23 protein-coding genes are annotated in these 23900 nt (G+C 70.0%); 9 read left to right on the top strand and 14 right to left on the bottom strand.

What is annotated here, in order from left to right:
- Positions 1 to 30: 30 nt before the first annotated feature.
- From OHA03_RS25585 to OHA03_RS25570, 4 genes are all read right to left on the bottom strand, one after another.
- Positions 31 to 942 carry a DUF2510 domain-containing protein gene (locus OHA03_RS25585; RefSeq protein ID WP_267006114.1) on the bottom strand — a complete coding sequence of 304 codons (912 nt, stop codon included), beginning with the start codon at positions 940 to 942 and terminating at the stop codon, positions 31 to 33.
- Between the two features lie 98 nt (positions 943 to 1040).
- On the bottom strand, positions 1041 to 1829 hold the full coding sequence (locus OHA03_RS25580) for a 3-oxoacyl-ACP reductase (RefSeq protein ID WP_267006113.1): 789 nt from the start codon (positions 1827 to 1829) through the stop codon (positions 1041 to 1043).
- A gap of 6 nt (positions 1830 to 1835) precedes the next feature.
- A complete protein-coding gene (locus OHA03_RS25575; RefSeq protein WP_267006112.1) occupies positions 1836 to 3200 on the bottom strand; it encodes an aldehyde dehydrogenase in 1365 nt (454 codons plus the stop codon).
- Between the two features lie 8 nt (positions 3201 to 3208).
- Positions 3209 to 4570 (bottom strand): glutamine synthetase family protein, encoded by a 1362-nt coding sequence (locus tag OHA03_RS25570; RefSeq protein ID WP_267006111.1) that lies wholly within the window; start codon positions 4568 to 4570, stop codon positions 3209 to 3211.
- A 75-nt stretch (positions 4571 to 4645) separates the two neighbouring features.
- Here OHA03_RS25570 and OHA03_RS25565 point away from each other — a divergent pair, with 75 nt between their 5' ends.
- Positions 4646 to 5389 carry a FadR/GntR family transcriptional regulator gene (locus tag OHA03_RS25565; protein ID WP_267006110.1) on the top strand — a complete coding sequence of 248 codons (744 nt, stop codon included), beginning with the start codon at positions 4646 to 4648 and terminating at the stop codon, positions 5387 to 5389.
- Positions 5390 to 5481: 92 nt separating this feature from the next.
- Entirely contained in the window at positions 5482 to 6177 is a 696-nt protein-coding gene (locus tag OHA03_RS25560) for a gamma-glutamyl-gamma-aminobutyrate hydrolase family protein (RefSeq protein ID WP_267006109.1), read from the top strand.
- A gap of 58 nt (positions 6178 to 6235) precedes the next feature.
- Here OHA03_RS25560 and OHA03_RS25555 read toward each other — a convergent pair whose 3' ends face one another.
- Positions 6236 to 7177 (bottom strand): LysR family transcriptional regulator, encoded by a 942-nt coding sequence (locus tag OHA03_RS25555; RefSeq protein WP_267006108.1) that lies wholly within the window; start codon positions 7175 to 7177, stop codon positions 6236 to 6238.
- A gap of 70 nt (positions 7178 to 7247) precedes the next feature.
- On the opposite strand from OHA03_RS25555, the gene OHA03_RS25550 reads away from it, so the two are divergent.
- On the top strand, positions 7248 to 8402 hold the full coding sequence (locus OHA03_RS25550) for a TDT family transporter (RefSeq protein ID WP_267006107.1): 1155 nt from the start codon (positions 7248 to 7250) through the stop codon (positions 8400 to 8402).
- On the opposite strand, the gene OHA03_RS25545 is transcribed toward OHA03_RS25550, so the two are convergent.
- From OHA03_RS25545 to OHA03_RS25530, 4 genes are all read right to left on the bottom strand, one after another.
- Positions 8341 to 9069 (bottom strand): helical backbone metal receptor, encoded by a 729-nt coding sequence (locus OHA03_RS25545; protein WP_267006106.1) that lies wholly within the window; start codon positions 9067 to 9069, stop codon positions 8341 to 8343. The genes OHA03_RS25550 and OHA03_RS25545 overlap by 62 nt on opposite strands.
- Positions 9070 to 9099: 30 nt before the next feature.
- The gene (locus tag OHA03_RS25540; protein WP_267006105.1) at positions 9100 to 9645 is read right to left on the bottom strand and encodes a helix-turn-helix domain-containing protein; all 546 of its coding nucleotides are present in this window, start codon (positions 9643 to 9645) and stop codon (positions 9100 to 9102) included.
- 151 nt (positions 9646 to 9796) lie between these two features.
- Entirely contained in the window at positions 9797 to 12424 is a 2628-nt protein-coding gene (locus tag OHA03_RS25535) for an ABC transporter permease/substrate binding protein (RefSeq protein ID WP_267006104.1), read from the bottom strand.
- Positions 12417 to 13484, bottom strand: a complete 1068-nt coding sequence (locus tag OHA03_RS25530; protein WP_323181248.1) for a glycine betaine/L-proline ABC transporter ATP-binding protein — start codon at positions 13482 to 13484, stop codon at positions 12417 to 12419. Before OHA03_RS25530 ends, OHA03_RS25535 begins: the two co-directional genes overlap by 8 nt.
- Before the next feature lie 323 nt (positions 13485 to 13807).
- Here OHA03_RS25530 and OHA03_RS25525 point away from each other — a divergent pair, with 323 nt between their 5' ends.
- The 4 genes from OHA03_RS25525 to OHA03_RS25510 all read left to right on the top strand — a co-directional run bounded on the left by OHA03_RS25525 (position 13808) and on the right by OHA03_RS25510 (position 17400).
- The gene (locus tag OHA03_RS25525) at positions 13808 to 15232 is read left to right on the top strand and encodes a recombinase family protein (protein WP_267006102.1); all 1425 of its coding nucleotides are present in this window, start codon (positions 13808 to 13810) and stop codon (positions 15230 to 15232) included.
- 182 nt (positions 15233 to 15414) lie between these two features.
- The gene (locus OHA03_RS25520) at positions 15415 to 15582 is read left to right on the top strand and encodes a hypothetical protein (RefSeq protein ID WP_267006101.1); all 168 of its coding nucleotides are present in this window, start codon (positions 15415 to 15417) and stop codon (positions 15580 to 15582) included.
- Positions 15579 to 16511, top strand: coding sequence for a 5'-3' exonuclease (locus OHA03_RS25515; RefSeq protein WP_267006100.1), 933 nt, complete (start codon positions 15579 to 15581; stop codon positions 16509 to 16511). Before OHA03_RS25520 ends, OHA03_RS25515 begins: the two co-directional genes overlap by 4 nt.
- A 46-nt stretch (positions 16512 to 16557) precedes the next feature.
- Complete coding sequence (locus tag OHA03_RS25510) at positions 16558 to 17400, top strand: siderophore-interacting protein (protein ID WP_267006099.1); 843 nt, start codon at positions 16558 to 16560, stop codon at positions 17398 to 17400.
- Between the two features lie 126 nt (positions 17401 to 17526).
- Here OHA03_RS25510 and OHA03_RS25505 read toward each other — a convergent pair whose 3' ends face one another.
- The gene (locus tag OHA03_RS25505; protein WP_267006098.1) at positions 17527 to 18183 is read right to left on the bottom strand and encodes a MerR family transcriptional regulator; all 657 of its coding nucleotides are present in this window, start codon (positions 18181 to 18183) and stop codon (positions 17527 to 17529) included.
- A gap of 294 nt (positions 18184 to 18477) precedes the next feature.
- Complete coding sequence (locus OHA03_RS25500; RefSeq protein ID WP_267008155.1) at positions 18478 to 19620, bottom strand: IS701 family transposase; 1143 nt, start codon at positions 19618 to 19620, stop codon at positions 18478 to 18480.
- A gap of 123 nt (positions 19621 to 19743) precedes the next feature.
- Between OHA03_RS25500 and OHA03_RS25495 the strand changes: the two genes are divergently transcribed.
- Both OHA03_RS25495 and OHA03_RS25490 read left to right on the top strand, forming a co-directional pair.
- Positions 19744 to 20655, top strand: a complete 912-nt coding sequence (locus OHA03_RS25495) for a hypothetical protein (RefSeq protein WP_267006097.1) — start codon at positions 19744 to 19746, stop codon at positions 20653 to 20655.
- Positions 20652 to 21140, top strand: a complete 489-nt coding sequence (locus OHA03_RS25490) for an ABA4-like family protein (protein ID WP_267006096.1) — start codon at positions 20652 to 20654, stop codon at positions 21138 to 21140. The genes OHA03_RS25495 and OHA03_RS25490 overlap by 4 nt, the downstream gene beginning before the upstream one ends.
- Before the next feature lie 3 nt (positions 21141 to 21143).
- Here the strand turns inward: OHA03_RS25490 and OHA03_RS25485 are convergent, their stop codons facing one another.
- The 3 genes from OHA03_RS25485 to OHA03_RS25475 all read right to left on the bottom strand — a co-directional run bounded on the left by OHA03_RS25485 (position 21144) and on the right by OHA03_RS25475 (position 23835).
- Positions 21144 to 21923, bottom strand: a complete 780-nt coding sequence (locus OHA03_RS25485) for an ABC transporter permease (RefSeq protein ID WP_267006095.1) — start codon at positions 21921 to 21923, stop codon at positions 21144 to 21146.
- Positions 21920 to 22933, bottom strand: a complete 1014-nt coding sequence (locus OHA03_RS25480) for an ATP-binding cassette domain-containing protein (RefSeq protein ID WP_267006094.1) — start codon at positions 22931 to 22933, stop codon at positions 21920 to 21922. The genes OHA03_RS25485 and OHA03_RS25480 overlap by 4 nt, the downstream gene beginning before the upstream one ends.
- 239 nt (positions 22934 to 23172) lie before the next feature.
- Positions 23173 to 23835, bottom strand: coding sequence for a PadR family transcriptional regulator (locus OHA03_RS25475; RefSeq protein WP_267006093.1), 663 nt, complete (start codon positions 23833 to 23835; stop codon positions 23173 to 23175).
- Between the last annotated feature and the right edge of the window lie 65 nt (positions 23836 to 23900).

Here is a 23900-nt window from a genome sequence, read left to right as displayed (position 1 = left end):
CTCCTGACTCCCTGACTTCCTGACCGGGTGTCAGGGAGCCACGGAGCTGCCGACGCCTCCGCTGGTGTCGCTGTCGTCGATCGGCCGGATGGCCCGGGTGAGGGTGTCCATGAGGGAGAGCGGCGGTCCGTCGGGTCCTGCGTCGAAGGCGTAGCGCACGATCACCGGCGATTCGCTGCCGACCGTCGACGGGAAGACGAGCGACTGCACATAGCCGCCGGGTCCCTCGGCCGTGTGGACCCGCCAGCGCACTTCGTAGCCCGTGCGGCCCGCCACGCTGACCGATGCGGATCTCAGCTGCTCGTGGGAGGTGATGCCTCCGTGGATCCGGTCGCCGACGACGTTCTCCTCGTACGCCTTGTCGGCAGCGGTGGCGATGTCCTGCTCGGCCAGGGCCTCGGCGGAAGTGAGGTCCGTCTCGCTCGCCGTACGGGTGGTCACCGTGCCGTGGTAGCAGAAGGCGGAGGAGTCGCCGGGGCAGGTGTAGGAGTCGACCGTGCGCATGGTGAGCGCCTTGTCGACCGTGCTCTCCGGCTTCTCCCAGCCGTCGGGGATCGGCAGGGTGATGCCGTTGAGCTGGTCGACGAGCAGTGTCGGGTCCGTCGCCGGACCGTTCCCGCCGGACGTGGTGGTGGCGGTGGGGAGCGGTGCGGAGCGGGTCGGCCCGGACGACTTGGGTTCCGTACCGCCGTCGTCCCGGCCCAGCAGGACGGCCCCGGTGACGGCCGCGCCGAGGACGACCAGGGCCGCCGTCGCTGTCGTCACGATCCGGATGCCGCCCCCGCCGCCGCTGCCTCCGCTTGCGTACGGGGGTGGGACCGGCTGCTGCGGTGCGGGCGTGCTCGGCCGGGTGTGAGCGGTCCATGCCGTGCCGTCCCACCACCGGTCGGTGCCCGGGGCTGCGGAGTCCGGGTACCAGCCGGGCGGTGTCGCGTTGCTCATGCCTCCACTCTAGGGTTCCGCCTTCAACGGGAGCCCGGGGCGGGCGGTTTGACGTGGGCGGCCGTGCAGCCATGAGCACGCGCGCGACGACGGGCCGGTCAGACGGGCGTGACGTACGCGCCGGAGATTCCACCGTCGACAAGGAAGTCCGTGGCGTTCACGAACGAGGAGTCGTCGCTCGCGAGGAACGCGACCGCCGCCGCGATCTCGGTGGCCTCCGCGAACCGGCCGACCGGGATGTGCACCAGCCGACGAGCCGCGCGCTCCGGGTCCTTGGCGAACAGCTCCTGGAGCAGCGGGGTGTTGACCGGCCCGGGGCAGAGCGCGTTGACCCGGATGCCCTCGCGGGCGAACTGGACACCGAGCTCGCGGGACATGGCGAGCACGCCGCCCTTGGACGCGGTGTACGAGATCTGGCTGGTGGCCGCACCCATGACGGCCACGAACGACGCGGTGTTGATGATCGAGCCGCGGCCCTGGCGCCGCATGTAGGGGAGGGCGGCCTTGCAGCAGAGGTAGACGGAGGTGAGGTTGACGTCCTGGACGCGCTTCCAGGCCTCCAGTCCGGTGGTGAGGATGGAGTCGTCGTCGGGCGGCGAGATGCCCGCGTTGTTGAAGGCGATGTCGACGGAGCCGTAGGTGTCGTACGCGGCCTTGAAGAGCGCCTCGACCTGTTCGGGGTCGGTGACATCGGTGCGTACGAAGAGGCCGCCGGCCTCGTCGGCCGCGGCCTTGCCCGCGGTCTCGTCGATGTCCGCGCAGACGACGTGGGCGCCCTCGGATGCCAGGCGGCGGGCGGTGGCGAGGCCGATGCCGCTGCCGGCGCCGGTGATGACGGCGGTGCGGCCGACCAGGCGGCGGCAGATGTTCTCGGTGTCGGTGGTCATGCTGGTTCAGGCCTCCGTACTGATGAAGACGTTCTTGGTTTCGGTGAAGGCGGCGAGGGCGTCGGGGCCCAGTTCCCGGCCGAGACCGGACTGCTTGTAGCCGCCGAACGGGGTCCAGTAGCGGACGCTGGAGTGGGAGTTGACGGACAGGTTGCCGGCCTGGACCGCCTGGGAGACCCGCAGCGCGCGGCCCACGTCTCGGGTCCAGATGGAGCCGGCGAGGCCGTACTCGGTCGCGTTGGCGAGCCGGACGGCGTCGGCTTCGTCCTCGAAGGGCAGGACGACGGCGACCGGTCCGAAGACCTCTTCGGTGGCCACGGGCGAGTCGGGGCGGGCGTCGGTCAGCACCGTCGGCGGGAACCAGAACCCGGGGCCCTCGGGTGCGCCGCCCCGGATCGCGGTCGCACCCTCGGGGACGTACGACCGTACGCGTTCCAGTTGGGCCCGGGAGATCAGCGGCCCCATCCGGGTCTTCTCGTCGGACGGGTCGCCGACGACGACCGAGGCGACGGCCGGGGCGAGGAGTTCGAGGAAGCGGTCGTAGACGGAACGCTGCACGAGGATGCGGGTGCGGGCGCAGCAGTCCTGGCCCGCGTTGTCGAGGAAGGCCATGGGTGCGGCGGCCGCGGCGGCCTCGATGTCGGCGTCGGCGAAGACGATGTTGGGGCTCTTGCCGCCGAGTTCGAGGGTCAGCCGCTTCACACGCTCGGCGCACCTGGCCATGATCTGCTTGCCGACCCGGGTGGAGCCGGTGAAGACGATCTTGGCGACGCCTGGGTGCTCGACGAGGGCGTTGCCCGTTTCGGCACCGGCTCCGGGCAGCACCTGGAAGAGATGCTCGGGAAGGCCCTCGTCCAGGGCGAGGCGGGCGAGCCGCAGAGCGGTGAGCGGCGTGGTCTCGGCGGGTTTGAGCAGGACGGCGTTGCCTGCGGCGAGGGCGGGGGCGACGCCCCAGGCGGCGATCGGCATGGGGAAGTTCCACGGCGCGATCACGCCGACGACGCCGAGGGGTTCGAGCAGGGTGAGGTCGATGCCGCCGGGGACCGGGATCTGCCGGCCGCTGAGCCGCTCGACTCCCCCGGCGGCGAATTCGAGCAGATCGCGGACGTTGCCCGCTTCCCACCGGGCGTTGGCGAGGGTGTGGCCGGCCTCACGGACCTCCAGCCGGGCCAGCTCCTCGCGGTGTTCGTCGACGGCCGCGGCGAAACGGCGCAGCAGGCGCGCGCGGTCCGCGGGGGCCATCGCCGCCCAGATCCGCTGGGCGGCCGCTGCCCGGCGCACAGCGGTGTCGACCTCGGCCGCGGTGGTGGCCGGGACGATCGCGACGACTTCTTCGGTCGCCGGGTTGAGTACCTGGTGCTCGGTGGTCACGGAGTGCCTCACAGACGTTCGAAGGAGCGGCGGAGCTCCCAGTCGGTCACCGCTGCGTCGAATGCCTCGAGTTCGACGCGCGCCATGTTGCGGTAGTGCGCGACGACGTCGTCGCCGAAGGCCGCCTTCGCCAGGTCGCTCTGCTCCCAGAGTTCGGCGGCTTCGCGGAGTGTGGTGGGGACGTGGTCGTACGCGGTGGTGTAGGCGTTGCCCTCGCAGGGTTCGGGGAGTTCGAGCTTCTGCTCGATGCCGTGCAGGCCGGCGGCGATCAGACCGGCGACGGCGAGGTGCGGGTTGACGTCACCGCCGGGCAGCCGGTTCTCGAACCGGGTCGAGCGGCCGTGGCCGACGACGCGGAGCGAACAGGTGCGGTTGTCGTGGCCCCAGGCGACCGCGGTCGGGGCGAACGAGCCGGGCTGGAAGCGCTTGTACGAGTTGATGTTCGGCGCGTAGAGCAGGGAGAAATCGCGCAGTGCGACGAGTTGTCCGGCGAGGAAGTGGCGCATCACCGGGGACATGCCGCCCGCTTCGCCCGCCATGACGTTGCGCCCGTCCGCGTCCTGGAGGGAGAGATGGATGTGGCAGGAGTTGCCCTCGCGCTCGTTGAACTTGGCCATGAAGGTGAGCGCGACGCCCTCCTGGGCGGCGATCTCCTTGGCACCGGTCTTGTAGACGGCGTGCTGGTCGCAGGTGACCAGGGCCTCGTCGTACCGGAAGACGATCTCGTGCTGTCCGGGGTTGCACTCACCCTTCGCGGACTCGACCGTCAGGCCCGCGACCGCCATCTCGTTGCGGATGCGACGGAGCAAGGGTTCGATGCGGCCGGTGCCGAGGACCGAGTAGTCGATGTTGTACTGGTTGGCCGGAGTCAGGTCGCGGTAGTTGCGGTCCCACGCCTGTTCGTACGTGTCCTTGAAGACGATGAATTCGAGCTCGGTGCCGACATGCGCGGTGAAACCGTGCTCGGCGAGACGCTCCAGCTGGCGGCGGAGGATCTGGCGGGGCGCGGCGACGACGGGTGAGCTGTCCTCCCAGGCGAGGTCGGCGATGACCATGGCCGTGCCGTCGTTCCATGGGACACGGCGCAGGGTGGTGAGGTCGGGGTGCATGGCGAAGTCGCCGTACCCACGCGCCCAGGAGGACATGGCGTAGCCGTCGACGGTGTTCATGTCGGTGTCGACGGCGAGCAGATAATTGCAGCCCTCCGTGCCGTGTTCCAGCACCTCGTCGAGGAAGAAGCGGGCGGCGAACCGCTTGCCCTGCAGCCGTCCCTGCATGTCGGGGAAGGCCAGGACGACGGTGTCGATCTCACCGCTCTCGACGAGGAGCCGTAGTTCCTCGACCTCGAGCGGGGGTGTGCGGTCTGCCACGGGAAGATCCTCCTTCGGTCAGCCGGAAGTCATAAGGTATGGGCAAGAACCATTGTTGGGAAGGGAGGACGGGACGTGGCGCAGGAAAGCGAGTCCGGCCGGCACGGGTCCGCGCGGCAACTGCGACCCCTGCTGCGGCCCGTGCGCGCGGGCAACGGCTTCGAGGAGGCACTCGAACAGATCCTCCAGGTGGTCAGGCTCGGGCTGGTGCCCGGCGGCGAGCGGCTGCCCGCCGAGCGCGAACTGGCCGAGCTGCTCGGGATCAGCCGGGTCACGCTGCGCGAGGTGCTGAAGGTGCTTCAGGACCAGCGGCTGGTGGAGAGCAGGCGAGGGAGGTACGGCGGCACCTTCGTACTCCCCCGCACCGACAGCCCCGGCGAGGACGAGCTGCGCCGCCGGGTGGCGGCCGTCGACGTCGAGGACGTCCTGCGCTTCCGTGAGGTGCTGGAGACCGGCGCGGCCGAACTGTGCGCCACGCACGGGCTGACGGACGAGGGCGCGGAACGGCTGCGTACGGCTCTGGCGGCGACACACGATGCACCTCTGCCCGACTACCGCAGGCGCGACACCCTTCTGCATCTGACACTGGCCGAGCTGTCCGGCTCCGCTTCCCTGACCGCGCAGTACGCGGCCGTCCGGGCCACCGTGAACGACCTGCTGGACTGCATACCGCTGCTCGTGCGGAACCTGGAGCACTCGCAGCATCAGCACACCGCGCTCGTCGAGGCGGTGCTCGACGGGGACGCGGAGGCGGCGCGCGCCGTGATGCGCGAACACTGCGCGGGCACGGCGGCGCTGCTGCGCGGATTCCTGGCCTGACCGCTTGCGCGGCGCCCCATCGAAACGCAAAGGTATTCCCTAGCACCATTGAACCGGGTCCGCCCGCAGGCGGCCGACCGGAGGGTCCCGCCATGTCCGTACCGCTCATCGGCGTCACCACCTATCTGGAGCCCGTCGCCCGCTGGGGTGTCTGGGAACTGCCCGCCGCTCTGCTCCCGTCCGCCTACCCGCGGCTGGTCCAGCGGTCCGGGGGCCTCGCCGCTCTCCTGTCGCCGGACGCCCCGGCCCGGGCGGCGGACGCCGTGGCCCGGCTGGACGGTCTCGTCATCGCGGGCGGCGCCGATGTCGAGCCCGCGCGGTACGGCGCGGAGCCCGGCCCGAGGACCGGACCGCCGAACCGGGAGCGCGACGCCTGGGAGCTGGCCCTGCTCGATGCCGCCCTGGAGTCCGGCACACCGGTGCTCGGTATCTGCCGTGGCATGCAGCTCATGAATGTGGCGTTCGGCGGCACCCTCATCCAGCACTTGGACGGGCATGCCGGCCCGCACGGTACGGCCGGGGTCCTCGGCGAGCACCCGGTGACACCGGTGCCGGGGACCCGCTACGCATCGATCGTGCCCGAGGAGTCCCCCGTACCGACCTACCACCACCAGGCCGTGGACCGCCTCGCACCGGACCTGGTGGCGTCGGCCCACGCGGCGGACGGCACGGTGGAGGCGGTCGAACTGCCGGGGGCGCGGTGGGCGCTCGGGGTGCAGTGGCATCCGGAGATGGGTGACGACCTGCGGGTGATGCAGGCGCTGGTGGCCGAGGCGGCGCGCGGCTGACCGTTCGCCGACCGGCGGCTACCGCGTTCATGTCCTCCACGGCGCCGGCCCGGTGTCCTCAAGCGCCGGGCGGGCTCGACCGGCCCGTCAGGGACAGCAGGTCGCGGGCCGGGCCCGCCGGCCGGTGTCCCGAGGGCCAGACCGCCCGCAGCTGTCGTCTCAGCCGCACCCCCGCCACCGGGATCTTCACCAGCCGCCGCGAGGACAGCTCCTCCCCCAGCGCGAGTTCGCTCAGCACGCACGGCCCCGCGCCGCTCTCCGCCGCCCCCTTCACCGCCGTCGTGGACGACAGTTCGAGCAGTGGCTGCGCAAGTCCGCCGTGGACGGCGAGGGCCGAGTCCAGGACCTGCCGGGTGCCGGAGCCGCGCTCGCGCAGGATCAGTGGGGTCGCAGCCAGTTCCTGCGGGGTCAGAGGGGTGCGGCGGCCGGCCCACGCATGGGACGGGGCGACCACGACGACGAGACGGTCGTGTGCGATGACCGTGCCGTCGAGGCCCTCCGGTATGAACAGTCCCTCCACGAATCCGAGGTCGGCCTCCCCGGCGAGCAGGCGCCCCGCGACCGCCGCCGAGTTGCCCGCCAGCAGTGAGACCGCGGTGTCCGGCCGTTCGGCGCGCAGGGCGATCAGCCAGCCGGGCAGCAGATACTCGGCGATGGTCATGGAGGCGGCTACCCGCAGCCGGGAGTCTCGCCGGTCGCGCAGCGCCTGCGCGCCCACATCGAATGCCTCGGCGGCCTCGACGATCCGGCGCGCCCAGTCGGTGACGAGCGCACCCGCGTCGGTGAGCCGGGAGCCGCGCGGCGATCGGTCGAGGAGGGCCACGCCGAGCTGTCGCTCCATCGACCGGATGCGGCTGCTGGCGGCGGGCTGGGTGATGCCGACGTCCCGTGCCGCCCGTCCCAGGCTGCCGTGCCGGGCGACGGCGAGCAGCAGCTCCAGCGCTCCGAGGTCGGGGACCCGGTGGGACAGGAGGACGGGTGGAGGCGCGTCGCTGGGCATAAAGCCAGCTTATGACCTCATAGAGACAAGCTCCCTGGTGGGGGACGGCCCCCGGAACAAAGATCGTGGCATGGCCATCTTTCCGCAGACCCGCGCCCGGACGAGCGCCCCGCACTCCGCCGCCGCGCGGCTTCCTTCTCTGCGGTACATCGGCCCCAACTGGTACGCGTCGGTCATGGGCACCGCCATCGTGGCCGGCGCGGGCGCTGCGCTTCCCGTGCACGTGCCCGGGCTGCGCGCCGCCTGCACGGTGGTGTGGGCGCTCGCGGCGCTGCTTCTCGCCGCGGTTCTCGCCGCCCGCGCCGGGCACTGGTCCGCCCACCGCGACCAAGCCCGCGCCCATCTCCTCGACCCGGCCGTCGCCCCGTTCTACGGCTGCCTCTCGATGGCACTGCTGGCCGTCGGCGGCTCCACGATGACGGTCGGCCGGGATGTCGTCGGGCATCGGGCGGCCCTCGCCGTGGACGTGGTGCTCTACAGCGCGGGCACGGCGATCGGCCTGGCCGTCGCGGTCGCGATCCCGTATCTGATGGTCGTACGCCACCGTCCGGCACCCGGGACCGCGTCGCCGGTCTGGCTGCTGCCGGTGGTGGCGCCGATGGTCTCCGCGGCGCTCGGCCCGCTGCTGGTTCCGGAGCTGCCCGCCGGTCAGTGGCAGGAGGCGATGCTGCTCGCCTGCTACGCGATGTTCGGGCTGAGCCTGCTGGCGACGTTGACGATGCTGCCGCTGATCTTCGCGCGACTGGTCCACCATGGTCCGCTGCCGCTCGCCCTGACCCCCACGTTGTTCCTGGTCCTCGGTCCGCTGGGCCAGTCGACGACCGCGGTCGGTCAGCTCGCCGACGTGGCGCCGGGTGCGATCGGGGCGCCGTACGCCTCCGCGCTCGGGGCGTTCGCCGTGCTGTACGGGGTGCCGGTGATGGGGTTCGCGCTGCTGTGGCTGGCGCTGGCCGGGTCGATGGTGGTGCGGGCGGTACGGGGCGGCATGACGTTCAGCATGACCTGGTGGGGCTTCACCTTCCCGGTCGGCACGTGTGTCACCGGCGCGGCGGGGCTGGCCCGGCACACCGGGCTGACGGCGTTCACCTGGCTGGCCGTCGCGCTGTACGTGCTGCTGGTGTCGGCCTGGGCGGTGGCCGGGGTGCGGACGCTGCGCGGGCTGTTCAGCGGAGCGCTGCTCGCAGCGCCGCAGGCGCCCCGGCCAGCGACGGCCCGTACCACGTGAGATACCGCCCGTCGACGAGTGCGGCGGGCAGTGCGGGGAAGGCCTCGGGTCCATCGCTTGCGGTGAAGCGGTACGGCTCGTCGGGCAGGACGACCAGGTCGGCGCCCGCCGCGTTCAGTTCGTCGAGCGGGATCCGGGGGTAGCGCTCGGCGTGACCGGCGTACACGTTCCGCACGCCGAGCCGGGCCAGCAGATCGCCCGCGAACGTGTCGCGGCCGATCACCATCCAGGGCCTGCGCCAGATCGGCACGATCGCGCGGCGCGGCTCGTCCGGTGGCGGGAGCGCCGCCCAGGCGGCCTCGGCCTCGTCGAGCCAGCGTGGCCTGGCCAGCCCGCAGCCGGTCACCAGGACACGGTGCAGTTCGGCGAAGGCCTGGTCGAGGCTGCGGACCTCGGTGGTGAGGACCTCGATGCCCGCGGCACGGAGCGCGGCGAGGTCGGGTGCGCGGTTCTCCTCCTCGTTGGCGACGACGAGATCGGGGCGGAGCGTGACGATCGCGGCCACATCGGGGTTCTTGGTTCCGCCGATGCGTGCGGCGGTCAGACCGGCCGGATGGGTGCACCAGTCGGTGACGCCGACGAGGAGGCCGGGAGCGGTGACGGCGACGGCTTCGGTGAGCGAGGGGACGAGCGAGACGACACGGAGCGCCGACGCCGGGACAGGCATCGGGACAGACACCGATTCGGGCACCGGATCTCAGCGCCTCGGGTCGTTGGTGGCGTCGACGTGTTCCGCGACCGCGACGACCAGCAGCCGGGTCTCCGGCATCGTGGCCCGCCAGCGGTGCCGCACCCCGCCCGACAGGAACAGTGTGTCGCCGCGCTCCAGCCGGTACGCCTGCCCCTCCGCCTCCACCTCGGCGGCGCCCTCCACGACGTACATCACCTCGTCGTTGCGGTGCTGGAACTCCCGCCCGAGATCCATTTCTCCGGTGAACTCCAGCGCGCTGAGCTGATGCCGCCCGCGCACCACTCTGCGCGCCCCGTCGCCCTCGCCCGCCCGGACCACCTCGACGGCTCGCGCCGAGTCGGCGGCGGCACGCAGCCGTGCCGTCGTGGTCTCCAGTGCGTCGGCCACCCGGTCCAGCGACCGGGCGCTGGGCCTGGCCCGCTCGTTCTCGATCTGACTGAGGAACGGCACGGACAGGCCGCTGCGAGTGGCGACCGCGGCCAGTGTGAGCCCCAGGGATCTGCGCCGTCGGCGGACCGCCGCGCCCACGCGGAGTGCTTCCTTGTCGTCCATGTCCGGCTCCCTCCCGACTCGTCATCCTTCCGGCTGCCAGCACCTTACGCACACGGTTACGCAAGGACGGCCGGTAAAGGAACGTCACACAGCCGGAAGGGGTGGGTCCCGCCCATCGGCGGCACCCACCCCTTCCGGCTGTATCAGCCCCCTACTGGGGAGCCATCTTGTCCGCGATGCCCGGATTCTTGTCCATCCAGGCCTTCACGGCTTCTTCCTCGTGTCCCGTCCCGCGCTTCTGGATCTGGTTCTCCAGGCCGGCCAGCTGCTGCTCGCTGAGCTTGAAGTCCTTGAACCACTTGGTCAGCTGCGGGTAGTTCTTCGGGAAGTCCTTGCTCGCGATCGTCCGGATGGTGTCGCCGTTGCCGAAGGCCTTCTTGGGGTCCTTCAGCTTGGTGAGGTCGTACTGGTTGTACGCCCAGTGCGGCGTCCAGAGCAGAACCGCGATCGGCTCCTTCTTGGCGTACGCGCGCTTCAGCTCGGCGAGCATCGAGGGCGTCGAGCTGTCGACGACCTTGTACTCCTTGTCCAGGCCGTAGGCGGGCAGCACGTTGTTCTTCAGGTTGGCCATGGTGGCGGTGCCGGGCTCGATGCCGATGATGCGGTTCTTGAACTCGTCACCGCGGCCCTTGAGGTCCTTGTACGACTCGATGCCCTTGACGTACGAGGGGACGGCGATCTCCAGCGAGGTCGGCCCGTACCACGATCCGAGGTCGGTGAGCCGGGAGCCGTACTTGTTCCAGTAGTTCTTCTGGGTGTACGGCAGCCAGCCGTCGAACTGCACGTCGAGCTGGCCGCGGGACATCGCGGCATACATCGGACCGACCTCGAACTGCTTCAGGTTGATCTTGTAGCCGCGGTCCTCCAGGACGGCCTTCCACAGGTACGTGGCGGCGATGTCCTCCTCCCAGGGGAACCAGGCCATCTCGACGGTACGGTCGCGCTCGTCCTTGCCGTTCGCGCCCTTCGCCGCCTTGGCCACGGGCGTCCACTTGTCGGCGACGTCCGGGTTGTCCTTCAGCCAGGCGCGGACGGCGTCCTGCTCCTTGCCCTTGCCGGTCGTCTGGATCTTCGCCTCAAGACTCGTGAGCTGGTCCTCGCTCATCTTGAAGTTCTTGAGCCACTTGCCGACCTCGGGGTTGTCGTCGGCGAAGCCCTTGCGGGTCAGGGTGTGGATGCCGTCGCCCTTGCCCCAGAGGTTCTTGGGGTCCTTGAGCTTGGTGAGGTCGTACTGGTTGTACGCCCAGTGCGGCGACCACAGCGGGACGACGATCGGTTCCTTCTTGGCGTACGCGCGCTTCAGCTCGGCGAGCATCGACGGCGTCGAGCCGTCGACGACCTTGTACTCCTTGTCGAGGCCGTAGCCCGGCAGGATCTTGTCCTTGAGCAGGCCAGTCTCACCGGCGCTCGGCTCGATGCCGACGACCCGTCCCTTGAAATCGGACGCCTTGCCCTTGAGGTCGTCGAGCGAGTCGACGCCCTTCACGTACGAGGGGACGGCCAGCTCCAGGGAGGTGGGGCCGAACCAGGAGCCCATGTCATCCAGGCGGTCCTGGTACTTCTTCCAGTACGTGGCGTGGGTGACCGGGAGCCAGGAGTCGGTCTCGAAGTCGATCTGGCCGCCCGCCATACCGGTGTAGAGCGCGCCGGCCTCGTACTGCTTGACGTCGACCTCGAAGCCGCGCTGCTCCAGCAGCTCCTTCCACAGGAAGGTGGAGGCGATGCCCTCGTCCCACGGGATGTATCCCATGCTGATCTTCTTGCCGTTGCCGATGTTCGCGGCATCGGTGACGGTACCGCCCTCCGGCTTCGACGTACCGAACATGCCCATGCCGCCTGCGACGAGGGCCAGGACGACGACGCCGACGACCGCGACGGCGGGCTGCGGCCGGTGGTTCCAGATCTTCAGTCCGCCGGCCACCGACTGGGCCCTGGCGAGCGCGCGACGGGCCAGCGGGGACACCTCGCGGCCGAGCGCGCCGGTCATCCGGTCCAGGTACATCGCAAGGATGACGATGGAGACACCCGCCTCGAAGCCGAGGCCGACGTCGACGTTGCCGATGGCGCGGTAGACGGAGCCGCCGAGGCCGCCGCCGCCGACCATGCCGGCGATGACCACCATGGACAGGCCCAGCATGATGACCTGGTTGATGCCCGCCATGATCGTGGGCAGGGCGAGCGGCAACTGGACCCGCATCAGGGTGTTGCGCGAGGTGGTGCCGAAGGCCTCGGCCGCCTCCACGAGGTCGCCGTCGACCTGACGGATGCCGAGTTCGGTCATCCGGACGCCCGGGGGCAGCGCGAAGATGATCGTGGCGATGATGCCGGGCACCACGCCGACGCCGAAGAAGATGACGCCGGGGATCAGATAAACCATGGCGGGCATGGTCTGCATGAAGTCGAGGACCGGCCGGGTCACCGCGGACACGGCCTTCGAGCGGGCCGCCCAGATACCGAGCGGCACGGCCAGCAGAAGCGTGACGATGGTGGCGACGAGCACCAGGGTGAGGGTGTCCATCGCTTCGTCCCACAGCTCGACGGAGTCGATGAGCGCGAAGCCCACGAAGGCGAGCACACCCGGGAGCAGTCCGCGCAGCCACCAGGCGATGACGGCGAGGATGCCCGCGAAGAGCAGCGGGGCGGGGGCGGAGAGTACGGCGGCTATGCCGTCGAACATGCCGCTGACGATCGAGCTGATCGCGTCGAACAACCAGGCCAGGTGGGTCTGCAGCCAGTCGACCGCAGTGTCCACCCATTCACCGAGCGGGATCCTAAACATCGGCGGCCACCTTCTTCGCGGTGGTGGCGGCGTCCTGCGGGACCTCGATGGGACTCATCGGCTCGCCGAGGACGGCGAGCAGCCGTGACCGGGGCACGACCCCGACGAGCCGGCCGTCGGCACCGGTCACGGCAACCGCGACTCCGCTGCGCGAGCAGGGCGTGAACAGCTCGATGATCGGTGTGGACTCGGAGACCGTGGCCGGCGCCGACCGGAGGATGTCGGCGGGTGTGCGGAGCTCCGTGCCGTCGTCCGCCTCGGTGCCCAGCACGGTGTGCGGCTCGGCCATGATGGCGCCCGCGGTCAGCACCCGGGAGCGGTCGACGTCCTGGGTGAAGGAGGCGACGTAGTCGTTGGCCGGGGTGACGAGGATGTCCTCGGCCGTGCCGAGCTGGACGATCTTTCCGTCCCGCATCACAGCGATCCGGTCGCCGAGCCGCATGGCCTCGTTGAGGTCGTGGGTGATGAAGACGATGGTCTTCTTGAGCCTCTTCTGGAGTTCGAGCAGCTGGTCCTGCATGTCGCGGCGGATCAGCGGGTCGAGCGCGCTGAAGGACTCGTCCATCAGCAGCAGATCGGCGTCGGTGGCGAGGGCGCGGGCCAGGCCGACGCGCTGCTGCATGCCGCCGGACAACTCGTCGGGCCAGGACTTCTCCCAGCCGGCCAGGCCGGTCAGCTCCAGCGCCTCGGCAGCGCGCTTCTCACGCTCGGCGCGCGGCACACCCTGCACTTCGAGGCCGTACCCGGCGTTCTCCAGGACGCTCCGGTGCGGGAAGAGAGCGAAGTGCTGGAAGACCATGCTGATCTTGGAGGAGCGGACGGTGCGCAGTTCGCGCGGGCTCAGGGCGGTCAGGTCCTGGCCGTCGAACAGCACGCGTCCGGCTGTGGGATCCAGCAGCCCGTTGAGCATCCGCAGCAACGTGGACTTGCCGGATCCGGACAGACCCATCACGACGAAGATCTGTCCCGGTTCGACGGTGAACGAGGCGTCGATCACCGCTGCGGTCGTTCCGTCGGCGCGCAGCTCGTCGCGGTCCGTGCCGCTCTCGAGCTTCTGCACGGCTTGATCGGGTCGTCTGCCGAATACCTTGTACAAGTGTTCGGCTTGCAGCCTTGACACATACACCTCACGCGTTGAACCGAAAACGGTCTGCCACCCCCTCCGGCAGACCGTGGAGCGGCGCGGATTCGGTCCGCTCGGCACGCGCTGAAGTTGCAATTGCGACGTGATCCGCTCCGGTGCCGCGCCTGCCCACACTTACCTGGACCAAACAGAAGAGTGATCCAGTTCACTTCCGGGCCGGTGTCAGTGGGGTGCGGCATGATCGGGGTGTGGGGCTAATGCTCCTCGATACCATCTCACCGCGGACTACCATCACCCGCATGACAACACATGCGCCAAGGCGAGTCATCGGGTACGCCCGGATCTCCAAGGCCACGGACGAGAGCACGTCCATCGAGCGCCAACGAGAAGTCATCCAGGCTATGTGTCACGCGCGAGGATGGGCCCTCGCCGACATCATCGAGGACGTCGACGTATCGGCCACCAAGACCCGCCTCGACCGCCCCGGCCTTGCCCGGGTCCGCGAAGCCGTCGCCGCTGATCTCGTCGACACGGTCATGGTCTGGCGCATTGACCGCGTGGCGCGCTCCGTGTCCGACCTTGCGTCACTCACCGAGCAGTGGGCGAAGGCCGGTGTGTCGTTGGTTTCCGCTACGGAACCGTTCGACATGACGACGTCAGCCGGTCGTATGCTGCTCCAGTTGCTCGGCGTGTTCGCCGAGTTCGAAGCGGCCACCATCCGCGACCGCGTCACTGCCGCCCGCGCCGCACTGGTGAAAGCCCAGCGATGGCCGGGAGGCTCGGCACCGTACGGATACCGCATCGTCGACAACCCCGACGGCGCCGGAAAGGCCCTTGAAGTCGCCCCGGTCGAAGCCGCGTACGTCCGCAAGGCCGCCGACCTGGTGCTGAACGGCAAGTCTGTCTACTACGCGACCAATGTGCTCAACGCAGTCGGCTCGGTCCCGCGCAAGGCCAAGGCGTGGTCGATGACGTCGCTGCGCATCGTCCTCACGCAGGCGGCGACGCTCGGCCACATGACGCACAAGGGGAAGGTCGTCACCGACGCCGACGGCCAGCCGATCCAGGTGTGGGAGCCGATACTCCCCGAAGAGGACGTGCTGCGCCTCCGCGCACTGCTCGCGCCGACGAAAACACCGGGCGGGCAACGCAAGCGGCGCGCCCGGCTACTGTCGGGCCTACTGCGGTGCTCTTCGTGCGGTGGCTCCATGCGCGTCAACAAGACCGGCGGCCACAACCCGGTGACCCGGTACGCCTGCCACGGCCGTTCGGACGGTACCGGCTGCGTACGGGCAACCTCCATCGTCGCCGAGCGGATCGAGGAGCACGTGGAGCGCACATTCCTGGCGACGGTGGGCAAACTCGAAGTCGTCGAGGCCCACGAGACGGTGCGCGAGGTCGCCGAACTCGCCGCGATCGAAGCGGCCATCAAGTCGACCACGGCGGAACTCGCGGACGTGGACGACGACGAGCGCGAGGCTGAGCTCATGTCAGACCTTCGCAAGCTCAAGGCCAAGCGCCGTGAGCTGCTGGCCATGCCTGACGAACCTGAGGTCGACTACGTGAGCCTCGGTATGACCTTCGCAGAAGCGTGGGAGCAGCGCGACACCGACGGACGACGCGACCTGCTGTCGTCCGCGCTTCAGCACATCGTGGTCAAGCCGGGCGTTCGGGGGCGGCGTGGCATCGACCCCGAACGCGTCGATATCCACTGGCGCAACTGACGGCCGACTGACGGCAGCGGGGCGGCGTTCCGGGGCGATGCCCCGGGGGCGTCATCCTCGTCGTTTTCCCGGCGGACGTCTGCGAGGCCCTCGCCGACCTGGACGCCGCGAATGAAGCGATCGCTGCCGCCGAGGGCAAAGCCTTCGAAGGGCAACAGGCCATCACCAAGGCCGAAGTCGACATGCGCGCTGCCGTCACCGAGGGCAAAACCTCCAAGGTCCCCGACGAGCGCATCCTCGATGCCCAGCTCGCGCACGCCCAGGACGGCGTCCGGGAGTCCGAAGCCACCGCCCTGCATGCGCCGGCGTTTCCCGTTCTCGGCCGTCCTACGGGCATGCTGATGCCATGACGACTAGGCCCAAGAAGTGCCTTTTGCTAGACACCTCATCCCTCTATTACCGCGCCTACTTCGGCGTCCCCGACTCGGTGCGCGCGCCGGACGGCACGCCGGTCAACGCCGTGCGCGGACTGCTCGACTTCATCGGGCGGCTCGTCCAGGATCACCGGCCGGACGAGCTGGTGGCCTGCATGGACGCGGACTGGCGGCCGCACTGGCGGGTGGAGCTGATCCCGTCGTACAAGGCGCACCGCGTCGCCGTGGAGACCGCCGAGGGACTCCCCGACGAGGAGGAGACCCCCGACACGCTGGCCCCGCAGGTCCCGATCATCGAGGACGTGCTCGACGCGCTCGGCATCGCCCGGGTCGGTGTCGCGGGATACGAGGCGGACGACGTGATCGGTACGCTCACCGGCCTCGCCACGGGCCCGGTGGACATCGTCACCGGCGACCGGGACCTCTACCAGCTCGTCGACGACGCCCGCGGGGTGCGGGTGCTCTACCCGCTTAAGGGTGTCGGGTCGCTCCAGCTCACGGACGAGGCGTGGCTGCGCGAGAAGTACGGGGTGGACGGCTCCGGCTATGTCGATCTGGCACTGCTGCGCGGCGACCCGAGCGACGGGCTGCCGGGGGTCCCCGGTATCGGCGAGAAGACAGCGGCGAAACTGCTGGACACCTTCGGCGACCTGGCCGGGATCATGGCCGCGGTGGACGATCCGGCGTCCAGGCTGACACCTTCGCAGCGCAAGCGGCTCGACGAGGCGCGGGACTATGTGGCCGTCGCGCCGACGGTGGTCCGGGTCGCCGGTGACGTACCGCTGCCCGAGTTCGATCCCGCGCTGCCCACCGAGCCGCGCGACCCCGCCGCCCTCGAGGCACTGGCCGACCAGTGGGGCCTGGGCGGCGCCCTGCAGCGCCTGCTATCCGTCCTCCGGGCATGAGGTGCTAACTTAGGCAAGCCTAAGCATTCGGAGCAGGGAGAACCTCGTGGCAGAACGACCGGCGCGGCAGGCACCCACGGCGCAGGGGGCCCAGGTCCTGCGCACCGAGCGGATCACCCCGCACATGGTGCGCGTGGTACTCGGTGGTGACGGCCTGGCCGGTTTCGCGCTGTCCGGGTTCACCGACCACTACGTCAAGCTGTGCTTCGCACCCGAGGGCGCGGACTATGCGCACCCGTTCGACATGGCTCGCATCCGCGAGGAGTACCCGCGCGAGCTGTGGCCCACCACCCGCACCTACACGGTCCGCTCCTGGGACCCGGTCACCCGGGAGCTGGCGATCGACTTCGTGGTGCACGGCGACGAGGGCCTGGCCGGCCCGTGGGCGCTGCGGGCGGCTCCGGGCGATCAGGTGACGTTCCTGGGCCCCGGCGGCGGGTACGGTCCGAACGCGTCTGCGGACTGGCACCTTCTGGCCGGTGACGAGAGCGCTCTGCCGGCGATCGCGGCGGCGCTGGAGCAGATGCCCACGGGCGCGGTGGCGCACGCGTACATCGAGGTGGCGGACGCGTCCGAGGAGCAGAAGATCGAGACGGCCGACGGGGTGGAGCTCACCTGGCTGCACCGCGGCGAGCGCCCGGTCGGCGAGGCCGTGACCGCGGCGGTGAAGTCGCTGGACTTCCCCGCGGGCGAGGTCCAGGCGTTCGTGCACGGCGAGGCGGGGTTCGTGAAGGAGATCCGCCGGCACCTGCGTCTGGACCGGAAGATCCCGCTGTCGCAGCTGTCGATCTCCGGCTACTGGCGCCTCGGCCAGAACGACGACGCCTGGCGCTCGGTGAAGCGCGAGTGGAACGAGCAGGTGGAGCGCGAGCAGGAGCGCGCGGCGTAGGCCACCGCGCCCGGGCGACATTTGTGGGTACGTGTAGGCCCCGGTCACCGTCCAGGACGGACGGCGACCGGGGCGTATGCGTGTCACGGGCTCCCGGACGGTGACCGGGGTACGCGTATGTCCCGGTCAGCCGGCGCCGCGCGGCTCCCTCGGTCTGTCGTCGCCGTACACCCTTGCCGACGCGTCCACGTGTGCGAGCCGGCGCAGTGCACTGAACATCGCCTCGCCCAGCACCGTGCCGACGACCACACTCTCGACCAGGTCCTCGCGCGCCACCCGCCGCCCCACATAGTCCAGGTCGGCCCGGGCGACCGGTTCCGCAGCGGCCGCGTAGTCGTCGAGCAGCTCGACGAACCCCCCGTGACCCGCCCGCCGTAGCGCGACCAGCACCCCGGCCAGCGCCTCGCCGGCCGGACTGTGCGCCTCGGCCCGCCAGCCACGCCGGAGCAGCAGCTCGGCCACCTCCGCGCGGGCGTCCTCCAGTTCGGGCCCGGGTTCGCTGCCCTCCAGCGCCGTGATCCGCTTCGCCGCCACGCCCAGCACGTTGTGCACCGGCTGCGCGGGGTCGTCGATCGTGTGCAGGACGTCCCCGATCGCGGCGAGCGAGAGGCCGCCGACGTCCAGCAGGGCGCGGATCAACTTCAGCCTGCGCTCGTGCCCGGAGTCGTACGACGCCTGATTCGGGCTGGTCAACTGCCCTGCGGGCAGCAGACCTTCACGTACATAGAACTTGATCGTCGGAACCGGAACCCCGGACCTGCGACTCAACTCGCCGATGCGCACCGCGCGTTACTCCTTCCGCCCTTGCCAACTCCGCATTCCATCATAGATAGTTCCACTATCGGATAGCGGAGAGTGTCGCTATCCATAATGGTCTTTCACCGTCACTGGGGGTACATCCATGTCGTCATGGCGTTCCTGGCACCGTCCCTTAGTACTGCAACCGCATCTGGAGAATGTGGCCTCGGCGTTTGTAGTGGGAGCGGCGGGCTCGGGCCTGGCTGCGTCGTCGGAAGCGTGACCAGTGCAGATGGTGCTCGTTGCTGTGACAGTGGCGCGTGACGACGACGTGGCCCATCAACCGGCGGATCTCCGGGACGCTGAGGGATATGAGGTCCCGTTCGTCGTCGAGAGTGCCCCTTTTGCGGCTTCTGCGGCGCGGACGGCGGTCAGGTAGGCAAGGGCGGCCATGGCCAGGGTGATGTGGCGGTACCAGGCCCGGTAGAGCCGCACCTGGTAGTGGTCCAGACCGCACTCTCCCTTCGCGGTCTGGAAGCACTCCTCCACCGCCCACCTCGCGGCAGCCACTTTGACCAGGTCTTTCAGTCGGGAGGCGACCGGGCCGTAGCAGACGTAGTAGGCGATCTCGCTCGGGTCGCTGACGCTGCGTCGGGCCAGCACCCAGTGCCCGAAGCCGTTCTCCCAGGACGGGCGGATCGCGACACGCGCCCAGTCGTAGATCCGCTCACCGTGCGCGCCGGCCCCGCCGGAGATCCGTTTCCACCGCTGGCGGGACAGCGCGGCGACCAACTGGTCCACCCGCGTGTCCGCCCCGTGCGCGGTGATCACAGTGTCGTTGACCTTCGTGGCCAGCACGTGCGCGACCCGACGTTCCTCCAGCCACACTCGCAGGTGCTTGACCTGCCCGTATGCCTCGTCAGCGGTGACCCACGCGAACGGGACACCCGCGTCGATGGCGCGCTGCAGCATCCACTTGAAGTGCTCGTTCTTGGTCGCAAAGGGGACCTCGTCGTCGATCCCGGCCGCGCGGCAGCGGTCACGGTCATCCGTCCAGGAGACGGGGATGTAGAGCTCGCGGTCGATCAACGCCCGCCCCCTGGCGGAGGCGTAGGCCAGGAATGTTCCGATCTGGCTGTTCTCCGTGCGGCCAGCTGTGCCGGTGTACTGCCGCTGGACGCCGGCGGACTTGGTGCCCTTCTTCAGGAAGCCGGTGTCGTCGCCGATCAGCACCGCGTCCTTGGCGCCGATGGTCTCCACGACGAAGTCCCGGACATCGTCGCGGACCGCGTTCTCGTCCCAGTCGGAGTGGTTGAGCAGGCGCTGGACGCCGTCGGGGCGCAACTGCCCGACCTGCTCCGACAGCGTCCACCCGTTCTTCTTCTCAAGCGGCGCGAGCAACCCGTTCAGGTAGTCCGACGCCCGCTCGCGGGGCTCCGACCTGCCGAAACGGTGGGCGAACCGGGCATGGAACCCGGCTATCCCCTCGGACCACGACTCGACCTGCTCAACCGTCAACGATTCATCGCACAGTCGGAACAACGAGCCAATCCAGCACCTGTCACGGAAGATGCGGTTGCAGTATTAGTCCTCTTCGCCGCGGCAATGGCCCTCATGGCCGTCGTCTCCGGGGTGGGACTGCTGGTCGACAACCGGGTCCTCGCGGGCTCGGCAATCTGGTTCAAGCCCTTCAAGTTCGCGGTCTCGTTCGTGGTGTACGCCCTGGCGCTCGCCTGGATGCTGACGCTGCTCACCCGCGGCCGGCGCACCGGCTGGGTGGCCGGGACCGTGGTCGCCCTGTCCAGCCTGGTCGAGATGGCGATCATCACCGGGCAGGTGATCCGGGGCAGGCGCAGCCACTTCAACCACGCCACCCCCTTCGACGAGCGGCTGTTCACCGTGATGGGCGCCACCGTCGTCATCCTCTGGACCGCAACCCTGGTCATCGCGATCCTGTTGCTGCGTGCCCGTATCCCGGACCGCGCCGCCGCCCTGGCGATCCGCTCGGGCGTGCTCATAGCCCTGGTGGGAGCCGGGTTCGGCTTCCTGATGACGCAGCCGACGCCCGGGCAGCGAGCCGCGGGCAACCTCGACACCGCCGATGTGGTCGGCGCGCACTCCGTCGGTGTACCGGACGGCGGCCCCTCGATGCCGCTCACCGGCTGGTCGACGACCGGCGGCGATCTGCGTATTCCGCACTTCGTCGGGATGCACTCGCTCCAGCTGCTCCCGCTCTTCCTGCTTGCGCTGGCCGCGCTGGCCCCGCGCCTTCCCCGACTGGGTGATCCGCGGGTCCGGCTGCGTCTGGTGCGCGTCGCCTCCGGGGCGTACGCGGCGGTCGTCGCCCTCGTCGCCTGGCAGGCACTGCGGGGGCAGCCACTGATCCATCCGGACGGCGCCACGCTCGGCGCCGCGGCCGCGGTCCTGGCCGCCACCGCCGCCGGTGCGTACGCGGCGCTGCGGCCGATTCCCCTGTCCCGTAAGGCTGATGCCGACAAGAAGGAGCTCGTGGCATGACCGGCACGCTCTTCGAAGTCTCGTTCTGGCTGGCCGCGCCCTTCTGGCTGCTGATGATCCTGGCCCCGCACTGGCGGCCCACCGCGCGCCTGACCGCGTCACCGCTCACGGTGCTGCCCGTACTGGTCGTCTATCTCGTCATGGCCGTGCCGGTCTTCCCCGAACTCTGGGCCTCGGTACGCAGTCCCGACATCGACACGTTCCGCGACCTGACCGTGCTGGCGAACGGTGCGGGGGCGCTCTGGGCCCAGGTCATCGCCTGGGATCTGCTGCTGGGCCAGTGGATGTTCCTGGAGGGGCGACGGCTGGGCATCCCCGCCCTGGTGATGAGTCCCCTGCTGGTGCTGACGATTCTGCTGTCGCCGTTCGGCCTGCTCGTCTTCCTGGTTGTGCGCGCGGCCCGCAGGCCGCGGAGCCGGCCCGGGCAGACGCACCCGGACCGGCTCCCTGACACGGCGCTGTCGTCACCCCCGCCGCACCCCTGACCGTCAGACGGACTTCTGGTACGAGCGGAAGGTGCGGGTCGACAGCCAGACCGCCACCACCGCGAGCACCAGCAGCGCTCCCCCGCGGCTGAGCACCAAGCCCCGGTCGGGGTCGGCGGTCAGCGCCGAACGGCCCGCCACCATCGCCCAGTTGACCGGGTTGAAGTCCGCGATCTGCCGCATCCACGACGGCATCTGACTCGGCGCCATGAACGAGGACGAGAGGAAGGTCAGCGGCAGCAGGAGAAACGTGTTGATGCCGATGATCGACTCGCGCTGGCGGACCAGCATCCCCAAGGCGTTGGAGAGCGCGCCGAACACCGTACCGAGCAGGATCGACGCGACGAGGAGGATCAGCAGTCCGCCCGCCCCGCCGGGGTAGGTGGCACCGGCGGCCCAGCCGAGCAGCACGATGATCACCGACTGCACAGCGGTGCTGATGCCGTTCTGCACGACGTTGGCGTTCATCAGCGCGTTCCGGCTGACCGGGGTGGTCAGGAAACGGTTGAGCGTGCCCCGCTCGATCTCCTCCAGGGTTCCCATCCCGGCCCACATGCTCGATCCGAGAGCGCTCATCACCACGATGCCCGGGATCAGGTAGTCCAGATAGGACGTGGTCCCGAAGCCGCCGAGCTCGACGACCTTCTTGAAGAGATTGCCGAACAGGAACAGCCAGATCACCGGCTGGATCAGGGAGATCGCCAGGAAGACCGGCTGTCTGATGATCGCCATCAGCTGCCGCTGGGTCATGTACCAGGTCTGGGCGAGGGTCTGGCTGCTCATCGGGCGCCTCCTGCGGCGATGGGAGCGGGGGCCTGCCCGTCATCTGCGGCCTCGGCCTCGGAGAAGCGGCGTCCGGCGTAGCGCAGATAGACGTCGTCGAGGGAGGGGCGGGCGACGGTGGCGGCGGCGACCGACGCACCGGCCTGCTCCAGTGCGGTGAGCAGTACGGGGACGGCGGCGGCGCCGTCCTCGGCGCGGACGCTCACCCGGCGGCCGTCGGCCAGCACCTCGTACACCCCGGGCACTCCGGCGAGGGCGGCGGTGATCACCGTACGGTCGCCGTCGGCGCGCAGCTCCATGTGGACGGCGTCGCCCCGGAGTTCGCCCTTGAGCTCGTCGGGGGTGCCCTCGACGACGATCCGGCCGCGGTCGACGATCGCGATGCGTTCGGCGAGCCGGTCGGCCTCCTCCAGGTAGTGCGTGGTGAGCACGATCGTGAGGCCCTCGTCGCCGGCCAGCCGGGAGATCTCGTCCCACATGGCCGTCCGGGCCTCGGGGTCGAGTCCGGTGGTGGGCTCGTCGAGGAAGAGAACCTCGGGCCGGTGGACCAGGCCGAGCGCCACGTCGAGGCGGCGCTGCATGCCGCCGGAGTACCCCTTGACCTGGCGCTTGGCGGCGTCGGCGAGATCGAAGCGGTCCAGGAGCTCATCGGCGCGGCGCTGGATCGCGGCGCCCCGCATCCCGTAGAGCCTGCCCTGCAGCACCAGGTTCTCCCGGCCGGTGGCGACGGGGTCGGCGCCCGACTTCTGAGCGACGACACCTATCGCGCGCCGGACCCGGTCGGGGTGGCGCAGGACGTCGTGTCCGGCGACCGTCGCGGCTCCGGAGTCCGGGCGGGCGAGGGTGGTGAGGATCTTCACGGTGGTGGACTTCCCGGCGCCGTTGGGGCCGAGGAGTCCGAAGACCGTGCCGGCGCCGACGGTGAGGTCCATGCCGTTCAGCGCGGTGACATCGCCGGGATAGGTCTTGATCAGTTGTCGCGCCTCTACTGCGGGCGCACGGGTGCTCATGACAGAGCTCTCCTGTGGTCAGCGGGGTGTTCGGGCATGCCGAGCCGATCCGCGTGAAAGGAGCCGGGCTATCCTGGGCTTGCCGCACCTCGATCGCCTGGCTCGCCCTCACGGCGTGGCCGGTCCGGGGTTCGAGACCCTGGCGGGCGCTGCTCCAACAGCCCCTGCCAGGGTCTTTCTTCGTCTCCGGTACTTCTTCTCCGGTAGTGCTCCTGCTGCTTCTGCGGTCCTCGTCGGCGCTACGTCTTCCGCTCCGGTTCGAGGACGATCTCCTGTTCGTCCAGGTCCTGCCAGTCCTGCGGCACTTCACCGGTCTCGTGGAAGGACTTCCACTCCTCGATACCGCTGATCGTGGCGCCGGCGAGCTCCGTGCGGAATTTCTTGATCCACTCCAGCTGTGCGTCGATCATGTGGAGCTGGTACTCGGTCTCCACGACGAACACCCGGGGCAGCTTCCCCGTCAGCCGGCCGAGGACACCCCGGAGCGCCGCGGACTGGAGCCCCAGCGCCGCCTCCCGGGTCTCCAGCAGCTCCGCCACGTCCTCCGGCGGCAGCACCGGCAGCAGCGAGAGCGCGGTCTCGAAGACCGGGTACTCGGCGGCCGGCGCAGCCAGCAGATCGGAGAGCCAGTCGACCATTTCGACGCGCCCCGCCTCGGTGAGTCCGTAGAGCGTGCGCTCGGGGCGGTTGCCCTGGCGCTGCACACCGGCCACCTCGACGTAACCGTGCTTCTCCAGGTTCTGGACGACGGTGTACAGCGAGCCGAAATTGATCTTGACGCTGTGTTCCTTGCCGCGCCGACGAAGCGTCTGGGCGATCTCGTACGGATGCATGGACCGCTCCGCCAGCAGCACCATCACCGTCAGCGCCAGTGGGTTGCTGAGCTTGCGCCGCCTGGCCACTACCCCCACCGCCCTTCACTCCGCCATCGAATACTCGTAGACGAACATATCGCGAGTGCCTCGAC

Source organism: Streptomyces sp. NBC_00154 (assembly GCF_026342835.1).
Classification (GTDB): Bacteria; Actinomycetota; Actinomycetes; order Streptomycetales; family Streptomycetaceae; genus Streptomyces.
The sequence above is the reverse complement of the archived record's forward strand: the minus strand, read 5'-3'. Positions and strand labels throughout refer to the sequence as shown.

Excerpts from the sequence above, each read along its gene's own strand:
- OHA03_RS25485 (WP_267006095.1), bottom strand. The coding sequence starts at position 21,923 with ATGAGCAGCCAGACCCTCGCCCAGACCTGGTACATGACCCAGCGGCAG.
- OHA03_RS25520 (WP_267006101.1), top strand. The coding sequence starts at position 15,415 with ATGCGCGCTGCCGTCACCGAGGGCAAAACCTCCAAGGTCCCCGACGAG.
- OHA03_RS25540 (WP_267006105.1), bottom strand. The coding sequence starts at position 9,645 with ATGGACGACAAGGAAGCACTCCGCGTGGGCGCGGCGGTCCGCCGACGG.
- OHA03_RS25560 (WP_267006109.1), top strand. The coding sequence starts at position 5,482 with ATGTCCGTACCGCTCATCGGCGTCACCACCTATCTGGAGCCCGTCGCC.
- OHA03_RS25550 (WP_267006107.1), top strand. The coding sequence starts at position 7,248 with ATGGCCATCTTTCCGCAGACCCGCGCCCGGACGAGCGCCCCGCACTCC.
- OHA03_RS25525 (WP_267006102.1), top strand. The coding sequence starts at position 13,808 with ATGACAACACATGCGCCAAGGCGAGTCATCGGGTACGCCCGGATCTCC.
- OHA03_RS25495 (WP_267006097.1), top strand. The coding sequence starts at position 19,744 with ATGGCCCTCATGGCCGTCGTCTCCGGGGTGGGACTGCTGGTCGACAAC.
- OHA03_RS25480 (WP_267006094.1), bottom strand. The coding sequence starts at position 22,933 with ATGAGCACCCGTGCGCCCGCAGTAGAGGCGCGACAACTGATCAAGACC.
- OHA03_RS25580 (WP_267006113.1), bottom strand. The coding sequence starts at position 1,829 with ATGACCACCGACACCGAGAACATCTGCCGCCGCCTGGTCGGCCGCACC.
- OHA03_RS25515 (WP_267006100.1), top strand. The coding sequence starts at position 15,579 with ATGACGACTAGGCCCAAGAAGTGCCTTTTGCTAGACACCTCATCCCTC.
- OHA03_RS25545 (WP_267006106.1), bottom strand. The coding sequence starts at position 9,069 with ATGCCTGTCCCGGCGTCGGCGCTCCGTGTCGTCTCGCTCGTCCCCTCG.
- OHA03_RS25535 (WP_267006104.1), bottom strand. The coding sequence starts at position 12,424 with ATGTTTAGGATCCCGCTCGGTGAATGGGTGGACACTGCGGTCGACTGG.
- OHA03_RS25555 (WP_267006108.1), bottom strand. The coding sequence starts at position 7,177 with ATGCCCAGCGACGCGCCTCCACCCGTCCTCCTGTCCCACCGGGTCCCC.
- OHA03_RS25490 (WP_267006096.1), top strand. The coding sequence starts at position 20,652 with ATGACCGGCACGCTCTTCGAAGTCTCGTTCTGGCTGGCCGCGCCCTTC.
- OHA03_RS25585 (WP_267006114.1), bottom strand. The coding sequence starts at position 942 with ATGAGCAACGCGACACCGCCCGGCTGGTACCCGGACTCCGCAGCCCCG.